We start from the raw sequence: 16,603 nt of genomic DNA on the forward strand, positions 1-16,603 counted from the left end.
ATTTGTCACTATGTGGCGTAAATTTGTCCGCTTTTGGCACAAAGCCGACATGCTGGTTGAGTTGGATGCCCGCTTTGTGCGAGGAACGGACATCTGCAGTTATCCGGCAGGAGATGAAAAATTTGCTAGTGAAGCCGCGTATTCATCAATAGGGAGCATGTCAATAAAAATATGTCCGATTCAAAGAACGGACATATGCATGATGCTGAAGATCCGTTTTGAGCGAATCTAGGACATCAACAGAGCCCACACCGGAAAACTAGGATTGCAGCGATTAATATTTCAGCGCGCTTGTCTTCGTTATATTATTTTCCACCACGCCCAAATGTCGTGATATGGTTTTCCTTCTTCTTTATTCTAATCTCGCTATCTTTGTGAATCATACGTTGATGACAATCCAAACAGAGGCTTATCATCCCTTCAACAGTTGAAGGGCCTCCCTTTGCATACTCAAAGATATGGTGAGCCTGCACCCTGTTTGTTGAGGCGCAGAGCTGACACATTTTTAGATCTTTTAATCTGCGCTCGTTTTGTGACCTACGATGGTCGCTTGGCCTGCTCATTACGTTCTCCTAGCTTTCGCTGTCAGATTCGTCTTTAAGACTGTCTTGCTGCGGAGGTTCTGGTTCACCTTTTGCTTCCAGGGAAAGATTCTCAACCCTTCTTTTGAGCATTAGCTGCAAAGAATCATATGGCCCCTCGATCCCAGTGTAATCTTCAATCTCACCCGCATCTTCTAATTGCTCAACCATTTCCAGAATTTTTTTTACCTTATCCTTGCTTCCTACAAACGCAATATTAGCAGCCCACTTCTTATCACCTGACATCACTTCCCCTCCTTAGCAGGGAGGTTAAACGTCACCTCACTATCCACGTCAAAAATTTGAAGCTTTCCGACTCCATGCTTCAATACAATACAGAACGAATCATCAAACACAGGAAGGCCGTTCCTCAGCTCAGAAACTTTGTATATTCGATATTCACCTTCGGTTTTGACAACTCCAACCTTTTCAGGAAAAGAAACTTCTTTGTGGATAGTCACTTTTTCAAAATCCTTAAAGAAATTAGGCTCCCCAAAGTCAAATCCAAAAATTTTATAAATACGGTAGTCTCCATCACCTGAAACAATAACGATTTCGTTTTCAGTTAATCCGTACAAACAGTCTCCCTCTCGGAGAATTTTGAACCTAAATTCTTTCAATGGACGGAACTCCTATTGATATAATCATTATTTTCAACGGCAAAAACCGTTAGACGCAATATTTGTTGCCTTCTTTCATGAATTTTACCCAAAGAAAGCAAACTTTCAACTTAAGCTCATTCAACTACTGTTAGACACATTTACCAAAATAGGTAGTTGCAGGAACGGTTTTGCGCCCGCCGCCCGCTGTTCAAAAGCTCATTAGTAAAGCTTAAGCTAGATCAGACATTTCTGTCGATGAAAAACTTAAGCATTTGGACGACGTCTTCGTAGATAATCTAAAAAAACTGTTATTTAGTAGCAGCCAAAATCAAGGTCCGCTCCTGGCACAAAGCGGACATCATTTTCAGCAAGAAAAGTAAAAAGCGAAAGCCGAATTAACGATCTTCCGACAATCGGCCTGTGGCAGCAAGAGTCGCACGTCATTAGGGTGATGAATTGATCGGAAGCGGTGGGCCCGGAAAGAGGGTTAGCATTGTACTGACCATCGGTTGTCTCTCCGCGCCACTGAATAAAGCACGACCAAAACAGCCGTGCCTTATCAGGCTAAAGGAAAAGGGCTATTGCAGCTTAATGCCTTTCGTTTCGGGTGCCATCCACACGACAACCATCGCGGCGATAAAGGCCACAACGGTAGTCGCCAGCCCTGCGGTAAATCCTCCTATGCTGGCAACATAGCCAATGAGTAGCGGCGCAATAAACCCACCTAAGCGACCGCCGTTATAAGCCAGACCCATTAAAAAGCCGCGTGACTGTGTGTCGCCAATCATTTCGGCAAGGAACGGCCCGGAGCCGGCAAAGATGCCGTTTACACCAAACCCCGCCATAAAGATGGCGGCCATCAGAATCAATGGCTGAGTTGTCGCCAGATACAGGCCGACTGCCACAGCGCCGATAAACAGGTAGATCAAAAACATGGGTCTGCGTCCCCATTTATCTGCCAGGAGTGAAAACACAAGGAAGCCGGCAATCGCACCTGTTTGTAAGGCCAGTACAAATTTCAGGCTGTGCAGGAAATCAAGATGCTTCACTTCACGAAGATAGGTGGGCGTCCAGGTGAAAACCCCCCAGAACAGATACTGAATGAAAAAGATAAAGGTAAAGGCCAGTAACAGTCCTTTGAGGTTTGTTTTGCCCGACCGCGCCGTTTGGGTCGGTCTGTGAATCCGTTCCCGCTGGCGTGCCAGCCACACTGGCGATTCAGGCGTGATATACGCAATGACCATCATGATAAAAACCGGCAAAGCGCCAATCATGAAAAGGTATCGCCAGCCGCCGTTTTCCAGTTTGCCTGTCATCGCCGTGACCAGTGCCGTCAGCCCAATCGCTAAAATGGCCCCCACCGGCAGTCCCATTTGCATCAGTGCACCACCCCGGGCACGGCGTTCAGGACGCCATGTTTCGGCGATGAGTGCTGCGCCAGAGGTCCACATCCCACCCATTCCCAGTGCCCCGCAAAATCGCAACAAAACAAAGGTTTGTTGATGATGAGAAAAGGCCAGGAGTCCTGAGAAAAGCGAATAGATCGTAATACAAATGAAAGCGGTTCTGACTCGTCCGATTTTGTCGGCGACCATCCCGAACAGAATGCCGCCAATGATCTGTCCGCCAGCCGTGGTGCTGATAAACAGACCCAGTTCAGTTTTGCTGACAGCAAACACCACGCCAAGCACAGGCAATAAAAGCGATAGCAAAAATGAGTCATAGCTTTCAAAAGCCCACCCGAGCCCACCCAACGCGAGCGTTCGTTTTTCTGCCGATGTTTGAGAGAGTGTCAGGTTGGCTTCATTCTGTTCCAGTGGATGAGTCTCATGCGGTCTTGATTTGATATTCATCAGCATTCTCCAGGGAAGATAAGCGATAGCTTAACGCTGCGGTGCGCCAGAAAAGATGTGCTTTTTCCTCGACGGACGCGTGCTCCGCCAACCGTTTGCAGGCGTTCCAGAAAACGCCATAGCTGAACATGCCTTTGTCGACCGGAAAATTGCTTGCAAACATACAGCGCCTGACGCCGAACGTTTCGACCAACGTTTCAAACAGTGGCCGCCAGGCGAGACACAGCGCCCGCGAGTCTGGCGGGGTGGCGCTTTGTGCGAAGGGAAAGCCCATGACAGTCATACCAAAGCCGCTGATCTTCATGCTCACGTTTGGCCGTTCAGCCAGAGCGGTAATGGATTTTTGCCACGCCTGAAAGGCGGTATCCCTTTTGCTGGCATAAGGCCCCGTACCGAGCGGCCCGCCGCAGTGGTCCACAATGATATGAAGATCGGGCAACGCATCTGCCAGCGCAATAATGTCATCAAGCTGGGTGTGGTAAACCCAGACATCCAGCGAAAGTCCGTTCCGGACAAGGCAGGCTGCGCCTTTGCGAAATGCGGTAGTGGTGGCAAGGCCAGCAGGGGGTGTGACAGGGCTTGATACAACGCGAGGGTCACTGTGCCAGGCAAGCGGATTACGCAGCCCTCGTAAACGTCCACCAGAGCGCGCCATCATGAGTTCAATGACGGGTTGCAGGTCATCCCCTGCCAGCAAACTGACACCACCCACTATCGCTTCGCAGCCTGATGCCTTGCCATAATGGCCACTGTCAAACATAGCGGCAGCGCCGCTCGCGAACTCAACCTCACCGACTGGCCTGAAGGTTTCTGGTCCGTCACGGCGCAGCATGGAACGGCACTGCACATAAACCGTCGACAGAACCCGGTGTCCGGACTGCTCAATATCGTGGCTGAAATCAGGAACCAGATAACGTCCTGATTGGCGATCCCATAAGTGATGATGAGCATCGACTATCGCCAGATCGGGCATCAACGCTTTTTCGTGATGCAGTGCCAGCCAGTTTTCTCTGACAGGCAAATGCGGTGCATTAACTGTCTCCATCGCTTCCCCTTATGCTTTTTAACCGCGTCTGTTCTGACGTTGCTTACAGGGCTCAGAAGCCAGGCTGAATGCAACGCAGGGTTTACAGGGTAAAACCGTGTTTTACAGAATGAATCGACTATAAATTCATTTCCTGAGGGCAAGCCAGTAAAAAGAGAATGTTAATCGTGTAAATAAGGTGTTAATCACAAATAGCTTTTTTTAACACCAAAGTTGTGTTTCAGAGGGACCATCCTTGTGCAAACTGTACGTATCAATCAGTAGAACATGGGCGAAAGCGGATGTTGGCCATTCATATATCTACGATTTTTACGTTGACTTGCTTAGATGGATACCATTAATTCAGAGACTAATTGGCATGCTCTGAGGTTGCGTATTTTGATTTATAACGTTTTTGGGCGGCCTTTTCGCCGCGCTGCTTCAGCGTGGCCAGCAGCTCGAAGGGATGGGGGGCCACCTGGCCTGCACCCCAATAATCACAGCAATGCTGAAATATCAATGTCTGCTCCTGGCACAAAGCGACTATGCGTAGGTGATGTCTGCGATGAGCGAGAATCGGATGTTTTACCCATAAATCATCCTGACGTTTGGGCGGGTCATAAATTGCTTAACGCTACGATAATAAATCTGGGTTAGACATGACATCCATTCGGCGCGCGTCTGTTTTTACGCAACGGTTGCCTTTGTTGAAGGAAAAGCCATTATATCTTTTTAGGTTAAAGGATTTTCTATGCGTGATTCTGCAAGCAAATCAATCGGGCTGCTCCTGTTCCCAGCGCTTACTCAGCTTGATCTTACCGCTCCATATGAAGTTTTCGTCAGGGCTCCCAATACAAAGGTTCATCTCATCTGGAAAAACCTGGACCTTGTTGTTTCCGATCGTGGTATGGCTATACAGCCAACGACCACTTTTAACACCTGCCCACAACTGGATGTAATTTGTATCCCCGGAGGGCCTGGTCAGATAAACCTAATGGATGATGAAGACGTTCTTTCATTTATCCGTTTCCAAAGTGAAGAAGCAAAGCTAGTGACATCTGTATGCACTGGTTCGCTGATTCTGGGCGCAGCAGGACTTCTGGATGGATATAAAGCAACGACGCACTGGGCTTCTCTGGACCAACTCGCTCTGTTAGGTGCGGAGCCGGTTAATGAGCGCGTCGTCCGTGACCGTAACCGTATAACCGGCGCAGGTGTCACTTCAGGTATAGATTTTGCGCTCACCGTTGTATCAGAAATGCACGGGAGCAGTGTTGCTGAAAATATTCAACTGCATATGGAATATGATCCCGCACCGCCGTTTACCTGTGGCTCGCCCCGAACTGCATCTGAAGAGCAGTTAAAAAAGGCGCGGGAACAAACAGCGCCATTTATTGAAAAGAGGCGACAGGCGACGTTAAAAGCCGCAGCCAGACTACAGAAATAAGGCTTAGCGAAAGAGGGGAGTTCCCTTTTCGACTTTCACTCCCCGCGCCTGGCACAAACCGGACATGTCCATCAGCAACGCCCGCATTAAACCGGGCAGCGGACAACGCGATCTCACGCTCTGCACGAGTGCTTGAAACCTGCCCGGCCAACGGCGCTCATGATGATAAGGCGCATTATTAAGATTATGCTCCAGCCAGATATGTTGAGGATCGGCGGATAACCGATCCTGTTGGCGCGTTATTTAAGATCCAGATCTGCAATCACACCTGCGACATCGGTAATATCTTCTTTCGACAACGGCAGCAGGGGACGAGGCAGACAGTTTGGATCGGTAAGCCCGAGTATGCCTGCTGCAGCGGCGATTACACGGATGCTTCCCCCATGTTTACGAAACAGCGCCCATAAAGGTTCCAGACGGGTAGTGAAGGCAGTCACGCGTTCATGGTCGTTAACTGCGGCGGCCTGCGTAATTTGTTTGGCGGTTTCCGGAAACAGACCACCGCAAACGGAATACCAGACTTCACAACCGGCATTTAATCCCAGCCCGGCACTGGCGTCACCACTGATGCCAATGGTCATGCCAGGACGAAGATGTTGTCGTAATGCATTGACCCGTTCAGCCGCAGCAACGGGATTATCCGGTACGCCTGGAATTTTAACTGAGCGAATGCCCTTCAGTGACGACAGCTGCCCGTGCAGTTCATCTGTGAACGTGAAATGCGTGGTCCGTGGGTTGTCATAAACACAAACCGGGACTGAAACATGTCGGGTAACCGTCTCATAAAACGCATAAACCTCTTCATTACGCAGCGGCTGGTAGCTCATCGCCGGAAGCAGCAACGCATCAGCGCCTGCAGACTGCGCATCTTCAGCCAGTTGCAGCACGGCATCGGTGCTCATTGCACCCACGCAAACCATCATGGGGATTTGCCCGGCAATCTGACGGGCGAGCGTTGCGACGCGTTTACGCTGTTCCCTGCTCAAATAGGCATAGCTGCCGGTTGAACCCAGAATACCCAACGAATCGACACCGGCTGCCGTCAGGCGAGCCAGAATCTTAGTCAATCCCTCTTCATCGACACCACGCGCCGTGACAGGTGTTAACGGGAAAGCAGACAAACCGGTAAACATTCAGTTTCTCCAGAGCAGAGTTGAAGGCGTTATTCGCCGATGAGGGTGACGTGACACTGCAGCCGGGCCCCATTTCTTCAGGCCTTCGGTCAGCATCGTTCCCGCGTCATGAAGCTGCTCAGGTGGCATCTGAGGCAGACTTTCCAGAATAAACCACATGTGTTCAGCTTCAACGCTTAAGCGCGTTCTGATTCCCTGCCGCCCGTTGCAGCGACGGCTGGTTAATCGACATTATCGCACCAGACGACTTTACCAGGCGAAGGATATTCCACCGTCAGACCCCTTATTTAAGGGTATCAAAGGGGTTATCGTCACTCTGCAGAACGCCATTCCGGCTTGCTTAGGCTGGCTAAAGTCTGGGACAGCAGATCCTAAGGGTGATAGCTCCACTCATCACATAAGCCCTGGAATGAGCTGCTGAGCGTTATAAAATATCAACATGGATTCGGGGAGGTGAAAGGATCAGTCACACCTAATTTACTGTAGCGACAGACATTCGGATTTATTTCTGTGCTCCTCAATCTTCCAGGCAATGCGGCTTAAATGAAAATACGAACAGCGTGTTCAGACAACATTTTCCCTCAGGCACTTGTTTACCGGGTTACCGCCAGTAAAGCGTTTATGGCGTAGCCCGGCCGCTCGACGAGAGGCCGGGAAATCCGCCATACCCTGAATCACCCGCAGAGCGATTCAATTAATGTGTTGCATCCATCGGTGGAACTCGCAGGATAAAAGCCAGTCTGATTCTGGGAAACATTCATTTCAGGACGTGCATTATCAGAACCTGAGCGTAGCCGTTGCCGTAATTTGTCGCTCCGCGCCGTAAAAACACGCCGTCGTGGCGTAACAGCCTGCGACGTAGTTCTTATCAAAAAGATTGTTAACATTTAAGCCAATTGATGAACCCGGCAGATTGAACCTGCTCAGATCGTACTGGATGACGGCATTCCAGATCGTGTAGGGCTTCACTTTAAAGGAGTTAGCGTTATCACCTTCCGTCGACCCGACATAGCGACTTCCCAGCCCTAACGTCAATCCGCTTAACGCCGTTTCATGAAAAGTGTAGTTTCCCCATAATGCCGCCATATTTTTAGGGATCTCAGCTGGGCGATTACCTTCGTATGAGGTGTCTTTGGTATATTCAGCATCCGTGTAGGAATAGCTGCCGATAATATCCACATTTTCTGTCAGTGCTGCTTTCGTCTCCAGCTCTATGCCTCTGGAGCGTAACTCGCCATTTTGCACTGAATATAAAATATGCTCAGGATCTGACGTCAGATTTTTATCTTTTGTTATCTGGAACAGCGATAAGGTGGCGGAAATCAATTTACCGTCAGGTATATATTTGATTCCGGCTTCATACTGTTTGGCGCGAGATGCCCGAAACATTTTCCCTGTATAATCCGCTCCTGCTGTTGGCAGGAAGGATTCACTGTAGCTAATGAAAGGTGAAAGACCATTATCAAACAGGTAGTTCAGACCTCCTCGCAATGTAAATTCATTATCGTCCTGTTTGGAGGCGGAATTGTTATTAAGGCGATTGACGCTGTCTGCTTCAGACCAGTCATAACGACCACCCAATGTTAATAGCCAGTGATTCCATTCAGCCTGATCCTGCAAATAGAGGCCAGTCTGTTCAAGACGATCGACCTGACTCCTGTTACCGAAATATTGTACAGCGGTATTACCATACACAGGATTAACCAGGTTCAGACTGGATGCCAGACCAAGCGCCTGCCAGACATCATTCCGTGTGCGCCGGTAATCTATGCCCATAAGCAGGGTATGGTCTGTGTTACCTGTAGAAAATTTATTTTGCACCTGAGTATCCATCGCGAAGCTCGATAAATGCTCTTTGGCCGCAAGTGCACCCCGGGTTAAAAAAGAAGGATCAAACGGAGAAACACTGCTTCCATAGATGGTTCGGTAATCCATATCTACCGTTCCGTAGCGCAAGTTCTGACGCACAGTCCAGTTGTCATTAATTTGATGCTCAAAGGTATAACCGACTAACTTCTGCTTACGGGAAATTTTGTTATAACCCGGTTCCCCATCATTAAAACTTGTGGGTAATTTTCCACCCGCACCGCTGGTTACCGTGCCGTCTTTCGGTAAATAGCCAAACCATCCTATATTGGGTTCATCGAGGAAACTGCTTAAAAAAGTAAACTGAGTTTTGTCATCGGGGCGCCATGTGAATGAAGGCGCTAATGAATAACGCTTTGCTTTTTCACCCGTCTGTTGCTGGTCCTGATCGCTGGCTACACCTGTCAGGCGGTAGGTTAATTTCTCGTCATCATCAACCGCGCCGCCAAAATCAAAGCCCGTCTGGAAAAGATTATGGTTGCCAGTTTTAAACTGCACTTCGCGAATGGTCTGCGGCGTGGGGCGCTTACTGACCAGCGCGATAACACCGCCAGGCTCACTCAGACCATACAGAACAGATGCAGGGCCACGCAGCAATTCAGCACGTTCAAGCATGTAAGGATCGACCTGGAAGGAAGTAAAACTGTCGGCCTGAAGTTTGAGTCCGTCCAGATAAATATTATCCGAGATCTGGCTGAACCCCCGGATATTGACTGAATTAAAGCCGCTTACCGATCCCCGACTGTCAACCATCACATCTGCAGCGTAACGAAAAGCATCTTTCAGCGTCGGTGGGTCCAGCAAATCCATCTCTTCACGCGTAACAACGGTAATGGACTGAGGCGTTTTACGGAGTGGCGTGTCAGTTTTAGTCGCTGTCGCGCTTCGCTTTGCCACCACAGAGCCTACTGGCCCCCAGGCATTTTCTTCCGGGGGAGTCTCCCCCTCGCTTGTTACAGTGAGGGTATTCTGTTTAGTCGCAGCCACGGCGCTGTCTGCTGACAGTGCAGGGAATGACAGTGAACTCATTAATGCACTAAGCATTACTGCACAAGAACGTGGAATCAGAGCTCTTCGAACTTTCATGTCTGTATGTACTCGTCTAGGTTTAATAAAATACATTTCACTGAAACGAATAAGAGCCAGGTTGCTCACGATGTTTTTTTAAACATCAGTATGCTTTTCATAACGTTAAATCGTACCCGAATGGTCGTATCCACGCCTTCCATGACTTCGTTATCAGTCAATGCCACTTACCCTGCGCTGCAGTGAATTCAGCACCTGTTGCCACTGCAGTACGCTGACTCTTGACATTTCAATCACATAAGACTCATGTAATTAAAAATAAAAATCATTCTCATTTAACAGCGAAAATTTTTTTTCCGATAGCGAAACACAGACATAAAATTTTTCATTTCAGCCAAAAGTTGCCTGTTTTCTTTACATCAGGGTAAAGACAGATTTAACGACAGAAAACGCGGGCGCACTCGGGCAATCGTTTCGGACAATTAAGGGATGAGTGCCTGTCAGACAGGCAGCTTAAAAGGGGGGAATATTAACGTTGCTGCAGAAAAGTCGGTTCTTTTACGCACTGTCGGTAAGGTAATGGCGCTGACGGTGCGAATCTTTTTCGTCTTACGTGCTGCCGGATGATAAGCAATACCCATCCAGGATCGTTCCCCTTAGGTGCCTCAACACTGTCTTGAATTGCGACGGGAGGTATGTTCAAAAAGAAGTCAGAGATGCTGCCGGAATGTTTCTTGGCATTATGGATTGTTATTGCCCGGCGTCTTCCGTCAGCGCCCGCCTCATACCGATAGCATCGCGCAGGGGATGACCGGTTAACGCAAGGCAGCGCTGTCAGTGCAGAAAGAAGGGTAACGGCTTTACCGTCGACGAACAGAGCGTGCAATGGATGACGGATACTGCAGTGCCTTTAATCCAAATAAATTTTGCCGGGCATAATGCCCGAAGCTCCGCCTGTTGCCTTCTCTGTTCTTTCGAAAAGGTAGCGAGCGGGCGGCTTGCCTACTGCTTTTCGAAACATGGTGATGAATCCGCTGGCGTTCTCATAGCCAAGTTCCAGCGCGACTGTCTGAACACTCTCCCCACGGGTTAGCCGTTGAAGTGAAAGGATGACATGTAACTGCCGACGCCAATGACCAAAACTCATTCCGATCTCCTGCAGCATCAGCCGGCTCATGGTTCTTTCACTCATACCGATGCGATGGGCCCATTCGCCCAAAGAGGATTTATCAGCAGGTTCGGCCAGTAGCTTTTCAGCAAGCTGTCGCAGCCTTCGATCGCGTGGCATTGGCAGATGCAAATCTTCTACTGGTGCCGCTGATAATTCATCAAGAAGGGTTGCTATCAAGCGGCTTTCCGGTCCCTCTGTCGGATAAAGCCGCGGTAAACCCGCAGCTTTAAGCAACAACTCGCGCAGGAGTGGGTTTACGGAGAGTGTACAGCAGGTTTTTGGAAGCGCGGGTATCGCCTCAGGTTCAATAAACAGACAGTAACATTCTGTATTTCCAGAACCCCGTGCAGAATGTGGCATGTTGCCCGGTATCCAGACTGCACATTGAGGTGGAACAATCCACATCCCCTCGTCGACCTCACAATTGAGCACACCACGTACTGAATAGAGCAATTGCGACTTACGATGTTGGTGTGTTTCATGTTCCCAGCCATTTGAAATCATGGATGCGCTCAGTGCAAAGATGGGGCGAGGGATACTGTCAATATCAGGCAAAGCAACAGCATTCAGAGAAGATAGCCGGGACATGTATTCAACCTTGGTTTTGAAAGCAGCATTTGGCAATTTTGAATAATATTATGACCAACATTCGCAATGCAGTCTAAAAGGGATTCAGATAATTTCATTTAACAGGGGTGGAGGTTGCCTGGTGCGTTGCGCGTCATGCTACCGAAGCGGCCATTTTTCAGCGCTGCATCAGGAGGGCTGAAAATCTTAATCAACCGATTCACAGGATTATGACTATGCAAATTGACGATGCCGATTTTCCCGTTGTATGGATAAAAATGAATGCTCCTGGAAAGGATTCGGCTGCCCCCGCATTTAGTGAATTCGAAGCGTTACTGGCTCGCAAAACACCCTTCGTACTGCTTAGCGGTGAAGGCTTTACTGAAAGCAAACATGAGCATTCCGCCGATGAGATGAAGATGACAACCCGCTGGATGAAAGCGCATAAAAATGAATTAAAAACCTTTGTTAAAGCGTCAATCCTGATTGAGCCCAACACTGTAAAAAGGGCTGCAGCCAGACCTTTCGCCATTATTTATGAAAAATTTTGGGGCTATCCTTTATTGATGGCCGCTTCTAAAGAAGAGGCTTTAGCAACCGCAAAAACATTGCTTTAGGTAAAGCAGAAAAGTATCCCAGTAAAAGAGACCACGACGACAACATCGCTATCAAAGCAGGGGCTGGCTGGGGCTCCCCAGACTGCTGCTTACTGACATACCTCGACCATTGTCAGTAAACAGCGTTATCCGGTACGTTTATCCGTTACACGCGCCCCTGGAAGCCGGCATCGCCAGTTGGGCAAACTTCGCAAGCACACCTCTTGTGTAACGTGGCGCTGGTGGGCTCCAGCGGTTTCTTCTTTCCTGCAGTAGCGCCTCATCGAAATTCAGTTGCAGCAGTTGCCGATGGGCATCAATAGTGATGACGTCGCCTTCCTCCACCAAGGCAAAGGGTTCTGTCTACAAAAGCTTCCGGTGTGACATGACCGACCACCATTTCCTTGGTGCCACCAGAGAAGCGGCCGTTAGTGATCAGGCCAACGCTCTCTCCCAATCCTTTGCCCACCAGGGCCGCTGTCGGGGAGAGCATTTCGGGCATCCCCGGCCCCCCTTTGGGTCCTAAATATCCCAGCACCAGCACATCACCAGGCTGTATCCGATCCTTAAGGATCGCCTGCTTTGCGACGCGCGCCGGACCGGTGATGGCGGGCATCTTCAGGCCGCTGATTTTTGCGACCGCCCCGTCAGGGGCCAGATTACCCTTAAGTATTGCCAGGTGGCCTTCTTTATAGAGGGGGCCTGAAGCGGCAGGATGACGTTCTTATCAGGCTGCGGTTGTGCTGGAATATCCGCCAGCTCCTCTGCCAGGCTGCGACCGGTGATGGTCAGGCAGTGACCATGCAGACCTCGTTTCAGCAGGGATGGGAATAGCGCGGGTTACTGCATCGCTAAGAAACCTGCAACGTCACGGCGTACTTTACCTGCAGTTACAAGGCGAGGCGCCTGACCTCGAAACCGGGCTGGCCTGGAATCAGCAGAACATTTCGTCAGCTCTGAAGCGGTTGATCGACAGTGCTTCTGGGTGGGTTGCCGACGGTCATTAGCGGTAATTGCGTGCGCCATGAAGGAAATGTGGAGCAACGGGTTAAGCTCCATGCTGAAACGTGAGCGACGATCTTACATGCCCCACGGGGTTCGTGGGGCACGATCCTTGTTACAGTGACGGATGAGAACCTTTCACAGGGCTCACTGCTTCCAGCAGAGAGGCAATATGGAGAATGACGTGCTCATCATGCCATTTGCCGACGATCTGCACGTTAACCGGCAAGCCTTCACGACTCTTACCAAACGGCAACGCTACACCAGGCAACCCTGTGACGTTAAGCGGCACCGTGGCACCTTGCAGATAAGTGGCATCAACGTCCTGACCGTCAATAACAAACCTATCCACGCCGTGTTTATGCGCCGGGATGGGGAGTACATGCGTGATAAGCGCATCGTAGCGTGAAAAGTATTCCGCGAAGCCGTCACGCAATCGTTCGGCGGCCTGCTCTGCATCAATATAAGCAGACATCGGTGTATCAGGTAACGACAGCATGGTTTTCGCCATTTTGTAGATCTCATCAGGCTGGCGACCGGCAGTGGCCGCCGCAAAGGCGGGCTTCATTTCCATGACGTGGAGCCGGTTAAACACATCCAGCGCAAAGTCCTTCTCCAGTGCAGGAATGCCGACATGCTCCACAACGACGCCCGGTGCTTTTAGCGCTTCCGCAGCCGCCTTCACGATGGCGTTAACGTCCGGATCAACCGGACCAAAGCCCGGGCCGGTCATCCAGCCAATTCGCAGCGGACGCGATGCTACAAACGGCAGCCCGTCAGAATGAACGGGCGCAGCGCTGGAGAATGCGTCGTGACCATCCGGTCCCGAAAGCTGCGAGAATGCCAGGGCAATATCGCGAACTGAGCGGGCCATAGGGCCAACATGCCAGAAGCGGCGGGGCGCACGCGGCCAGATGCCTGTCATGGGCACGCTGCCGTGCGTGGCTTTCATGGAAGTGATGCCGGTTTGCGCCGCAGGGCCTCGTACCGAGATGGCCAAATCCGTGCCAAGTCCCAGCGGAGACATGCCTGCGGCAATCGCGGCAGACTCACCGCCACTGGAGCCGCCGGGCGTCCGGGTCAGGTCCCATGGGTTATTAGAGCGCCCGGACAGCAGGTTGTCGCTTTCAATCCAGTATGAAAATTCCGGCAGGTTCGTCTTAGCCAGCAGGATGCCGCCTGCTTTTTTAAGACGCGCCACGCTGGTTGCGTCTTCGTCAGGACGACGGCCTTTGAAAATAGGTGAACCACGCTGAGTCAGCACACCTGCCGTATCGATGGAGTCCTTTACGGTAAAAGGAACGCCGTGAAGCGGGCCCAGTTTCTCACCCTTCATCACGGCGGCTTCGGCAGCGGCGGCCTGCTTCAGGGCATCGTCTGCCACTGTTACAACAGCATTGACGTCCGGGTTAGTGGCGGCAATCCGATCAAGATGCGCTTGCATCACCTCAACGGGAGAAACGTCGCGGTTACGGATCATGCTGGCCAGGTGAGTCGCGTCTGAGTAATAAATTTCTTTGCTCATGATAAATCCTCTTGGTTAATAGCCTACCTAACAGTTGGTAGGTAAACTCTAGTCCTGTAAAATGACGCTGTCAATACCTACCTAACAAATGTTAGAATTGGGGTTCTGGCTTCTGGAGGAGTGACATAATGAGCAAAACATCCCGCGACGAAATTCTGAACGCAGCCCGTCTGGCGGCGCAGGCGCATGGTTATACAGGTTTGAATATCCGCGGACTGGCAGATGAAGTGGGGATTAAAGCGGCAAGCATTTACTATCATTTCCCCAGCAAGGCCGAGCTGGGTGCGGCGGTGGCCCAGCGTTATTGGGAGGATACGGCGCGTGACCTGGACGTACTGAGGGATGCGGAAGGCGATGCGCTCAGGAGTCTGAGCCGCTATCCACAAATATTTCGCCGTTCGCTGGAAAGCGGAAACCGACTTTGTATGGGAAGTTTCATGTCGGCGGAATATGATGATCTGCCTGAACCTGTCAAAGTTGAGGTGCAAAAGTTTGCGGACGTCAATATCGACTGGCTGGCAGGGCAGCTTCTGGAAGCGGGGATCACTGCGTCAGAAGACAGCAGAATGCGTGCCGGTGCCATTTTTTCTGCCATCGCCGGCGCACAGCTAATGGCCAGAAGCCGGAATAATATTCAGCTTTTTGATGAGCTTATTGAGGGATACAGGCTTGCAGGTCTGCTACCCGCAACTGAGAGATAAAATTCTAAAAAACGTAACTGACTGGCGCATTGAATAAGGTCAGTCTTTCGTTTATGCAGCTCCGGATATTTATATTGAGAGGAATAACACCGCATCGGGTTTATCTGTTATCCGCGAATTCCCGTGAACGGAGGAGGTTCAAACTCACGACACCTCTGACCCTCTACAGGTAAACGGGTATCTGGCAAGACCCTGCAAATAAACCGGTAGGAATGGCCGGGTCGGCAGGGCAGTAACCAGCACGCGACGCCAGCCTTTACTTTGTAAGAGGCTTTACATGCCTCATGCTCCAGTGCCTGAATGAATAGCAGTCTGGATGACGGTACTTTTTATCTCTTCCTCTCAGTGCAGACACCGAATCTGTAAACGGTGCCTGCCGCTTTTACGCGTTATGCATTATCATCGTCGGTGCAACCGAGACCTGAAGAGGGATCATTACAACCCGGATTAATCTCCAGATGGTGATGCCACGCGGCCAGTTTGATAGCGCTTTCATTAGTGGAGGCGTCTGCTTTTTGAGCGGACATTTCTTTAACTGAATCGGGCCCTAAAGTCGTGCGAGAAGGCAGATCATTTGCGAACGAAACGCCCTGCAGGCCAGCCAGTACGATCGCTGCTAACGCGGCGGTTTTAACTGCGTATTTTATAACAGATACAGGCATAACGATTCCTCTCAGCTTAAGAAAACAGAAGGCTGATTGCCCTGACAGCGCTCAGCGAATTGAGAAACGTAATCACAAAAACTTGTAGGAACACAGCGGGTTGCCTGGAAGGTGAAACCCAGATGCGCCTCGGTTATTCAAAGATTTTTTGATGACAGTTTGATGACGCCTTTAGTTAATTACGGTAAGTAAATATTAATAAGCGGAAGGCATGGCGTCCTGACGAACATGTGATACCTCGTATTTAGGATTAGGATTAAGTTCGGGAGAGCAGGCCGAATGACTCTTTTTTTAGTAAAATGACGTCTCTTTTTCGGTGATCTTCAGTCTGCTTCCTGAACCCTGATAAATTCAGCACAGTTCAGCGCTCTGTTCATCAGAGGCGTTATGCATGTGTGCGTTCATCGGTTGAATTCACAGCTCAAACTCAGTCAGCCTGTCCGCTTTGTGCCAAAAGCGGACGTTGCTTGCATCATGGAATGTTAGTTTACCGGGAGCAGGTCAGCGCCTCTATGCAGCTAACCCCGCATCTAATGATTTTCTGCATATCGCCATTTTCAAATTTGAAGTCTGATTTATGAAACTGCGTAGTAAGAGATTTGACTGAATGGCCGGATGGCGCGAGTGCAGAACAGCGCCCCAGGGGGAAGGTGTAACGCGCCGTCCGGCACGAGAGGAATTATGAAGGCCATCTGCAATAGAAACAACTTTAAAGAGGAACGCGTTGCAGGTTGCATTACGGATGTTATGAGCGTAGCTCATATGGGCAATTGGGGGGTAATGCCAAATATTTCAACAGGCGTTTAATTAGTCCACCGGGCCTTTAAGTGCAAAAGTATAACTTTAT

The 16,603-nt window shown here is 50.1% G+C and carries 14 protein-coding genes and 2 pseudogenes; 4 read left to right on the forward strand and 12 right to left on the reverse strand.

Translation table 11 applies throughout. The annotated features are described in order from the left end of the window. Window positions 1–572: 572 nt before the first annotated feature. From QLG08_RS20875 to QLG08_RS20890, 4 genes are all read right to left on the reverse strand, one after another. Window positions 573–827: a hypothetical protein gene (locus QLG08_RS20875; RefSeq protein WP_048887481.1), complete on the reverse strand. Its 255-nt coding sequence runs from the start codon at window positions 825–827 to the stop codon at window positions 573–575. Beyond that, the gene (locus tag QLG08_RS20880) at window positions 827–1,159 is read right to left on the reverse strand and encodes a hypothetical protein (RefSeq protein ID WP_282473158.1); all 333 of its coding nucleotides are present in this window, start codon (window positions 1,157–1,159) and stop codon (window positions 827–829) included. Before QLG08_RS20880 ends, QLG08_RS20875 begins: the two co-directional genes overlap by 1 nt. A 602-nt stretch (window positions 1,160–1,761) precedes the next feature. After that, window positions 1,762–3,036 (reverse strand): MFS transporter, encoded by a 1,275-nt coding sequence (locus QLG08_RS20885; protein ID WP_105087505.1) that lies wholly within the window; start codon window positions 3,034–3,036, stop codon window positions 1,762–1,764. Then, window positions 3,011–4,081, reverse strand: coding sequence for an amidohydrolase family protein (locus tag QLG08_RS20890; protein WP_105087506.1), 1,071 nt, complete (start codon window positions 4,079–4,081; stop codon window positions 3,011–3,013). Before QLG08_RS20890 ends, QLG08_RS20885 begins: the two co-directional genes overlap by 26 nt. A 730-nt stretch (window positions 4,082–4,811) precedes the next feature. Here QLG08_RS20890 and QLG08_RS20895 point away from each other — a divergent pair. Next, window positions 4,812–5,507 (forward strand): DJ-1/PfpI family protein, encoded by a 696-nt coding sequence (locus tag QLG08_RS20895; RefSeq protein WP_029569894.1) that lies wholly within the window; start codon window positions 4,812–4,814, stop codon window positions 5,505–5,507. Between the two features lie 239 nt (window positions 5,508–5,746). Here the strand turns inward: QLG08_RS20895 and QLG08_RS20900 are convergent, their stop codons facing one another. After that, the gene (locus QLG08_RS20900) at window positions 5,747–6,640 is read right to left on the reverse strand and encodes a dihydrodipicolinate synthase family protein (RefSeq protein ID WP_110287063.1); all 894 of its coding nucleotides are present in this window, start codon (window positions 6,638–6,640) and stop codon (window positions 5,747–5,749) included. Further along, window positions 6,641–6,944, reverse strand: a pseudogene (locus tag QLG08_RS22725) (hypothetical protein); the annotation flags it as partial. Between the two features lie 172 nt (window positions 6,945–7,116). On the opposite strand from QLG08_RS22725, the pseudogene QLG08_RS20905 reads away from it, so the two are divergent. Next, a pseudogene (locus QLG08_RS20905) lies at window positions 7,117–7,236 on the forward strand (IS30 family transposase); the annotation flags it as partial. Window positions 7,237–7,417: 181 nt separating this feature from the next. Here QLG08_RS20905 and fhuA read toward each other — a convergent pair. Further along, window positions 7,418–9,592, reverse strand: a complete 2,175-nt coding sequence (gene fhuA / locus QLG08_RS20910; protein ID WP_282473182.1) for a ferrichrome porin FhuA — start codon at window positions 9,590–9,592, stop codon at window positions 7,418–7,420. Between the two features lie 850 nt (window positions 9,593–10,442). Then, entirely contained in the window at window positions 10,443–11,291 is an 849-nt protein-coding gene (locus tag QLG08_RS20915; RefSeq protein WP_014593501.1) for a helix-turn-helix transcriptional regulator, read from the reverse strand. A gap of 215 nt (window positions 11,292–11,506) precedes the next feature. On the opposite strand from QLG08_RS20915, the gene QLG08_RS20920 reads away from it, so the two are divergent. Beyond that, window positions 11,507–11,887, forward strand: coding sequence for a hypothetical protein (locus QLG08_RS20920; RefSeq protein ID WP_019105370.1), 381 nt, complete (start codon window positions 11,507–11,509; stop codon window positions 11,885–11,887). 138 nt (window positions 11,888–12,025) lie between these two features. Here QLG08_RS20920 and QLG08_RS20925 read toward each other — a convergent pair whose 3' ends face one another. The 3 genes from QLG08_RS20925 to QLG08_RS20935 all read right to left on the reverse strand — a co-directional run bounded on the left by QLG08_RS20925 (window position 12,026) and on the right by QLG08_RS20935 (window position 14,393). After that, window positions 12,026–12,211 (reverse strand): dihydroxy-acid dehydratase, encoded by a 186-nt coding sequence (locus tag QLG08_RS20925; RefSeq protein WP_282473183.1) that lies wholly within the window; start codon window positions 12,209–12,211, stop codon window positions 12,026–12,028. Further along, window positions 12,183–12,545, reverse strand: coding sequence for a dihydroxy-acid dehydratase (locus QLG08_RS20930; RefSeq protein WP_348996725.1), 363 nt, complete (start codon window positions 12,543–12,545; stop codon window positions 12,183–12,185). The genes QLG08_RS20925 and QLG08_RS20930 overlap by 29 nt, the downstream gene beginning before the upstream one ends. A 438-nt stretch (window positions 12,546–12,983) precedes the next feature. After that, a complete protein-coding gene (locus tag QLG08_RS20935; protein ID WP_013025472.1) occupies window positions 12,984–14,393 on the reverse strand; it encodes an amidase in 1,410 nt (469 codons plus the stop codon). Window positions 14,394–14,521: 128 nt separating this feature from the next. Between QLG08_RS20935 and QLG08_RS20940 the strand changes: the two genes are divergently transcribed. After that, the gene (locus tag QLG08_RS20940) at window positions 14,522–15,094 is read left to right on the forward strand and encodes a TetR/AcrR family transcriptional regulator (protein ID WP_105088946.1); all 573 of its coding nucleotides are present in this window, start codon (window positions 14,522–14,524) and stop codon (window positions 15,092–15,094) included. A gap of 389 nt (window positions 15,095–15,483) precedes the next feature. Here the strand turns inward: QLG08_RS20940 and QLG08_RS20945 are convergent, their stop codons facing one another. Then, window positions 15,484–15,756, reverse strand: a complete 273-nt coding sequence (locus tag QLG08_RS20945; protein WP_029568683.1) for a hypothetical protein — start codon at window positions 15,754–15,756, stop codon at window positions 15,484–15,486. Window positions 15,757–16,603: the final 847 nt, after the last annotated feature.

Source organism: Pantoea sp. V106_11, from assembly GCF_029967885.1.
Classification (GTDB): Bacteria; Pseudomonadota; Gammaproteobacteria; order Enterobacterales; family Enterobacteriaceae; genus Pantoea; species Pantoea ananatis.

Coding starts and splice junctions, on each gene's coding strand:
- QLG08_RS20875 (WP_048887481.1), bottom strand. CDS start 827: ATGTCAGGTGATAAGAAGTGGGCTGCTAATATTGCGTTTGTAGGAAGC.
- QLG08_RS20885 (WP_105087505.1), bottom strand. CDS start 3,036: ATGAATATCAAATCAAGACCGCATGAGACTCATCCACTGGAACAGAAT.
- QLG08_RS20890 (WP_105087506.1), bottom strand. CDS start 4,081: ATGGAGACAGTTAATGCACCGCATTTGCCTGTCAGAGAAAACTGGCTG.
- QLG08_RS20895 (WP_029569894.1), top strand. CDS start 4,812: ATGCGTGATTCTGCAAGCAAATCAATCGGGCTGCTCCTGTTCCCAGCG.
- QLG08_RS20900 (WP_110287063.1), bottom strand. CDS start 6,640: ATGTTTACCGGTTTGTCTGCTTTCCCGTTAACACCTGTCACGGCGCGT.
- fhuA (WP_282473182.1), bottom strand. CDS start 9,592: ATGAAAGTTCGAAGAGCTCTGATTCCACGTTCTTGTGCAGTAATGCTT.
- QLG08_RS20915 (WP_014593501.1), bottom strand. CDS start 11,291: ATGTCCCGGCTATCTTCTCTGAATGCTGTTGCTTTGCCTGATATTGAC.
- QLG08_RS20920 (WP_019105370.1), top strand. CDS start 11,507: ATGCAAATTGACGATGCCGATTTTCCCGTTGTATGGATAAAAATGAAT.
- QLG08_RS20935 (WP_013025472.1), bottom strand. CDS start 14,393: ATGAGCAAAGAAATTTATTACTCAGACGCGACTCACCTGGCCAGCATG.
- QLG08_RS20940 (WP_105088946.1), top strand. CDS start 14,522: ATGAGCAAAACATCCCGCGACGAAATTCTGAACGCAGCCCGTCTGGCG.
- QLG08_RS20945 (WP_029568683.1), bottom strand. CDS start 15,756: ATGCCTGTATCTGTTATAAAATACGCAGTTAAAACCGCCGCGTTAGCA.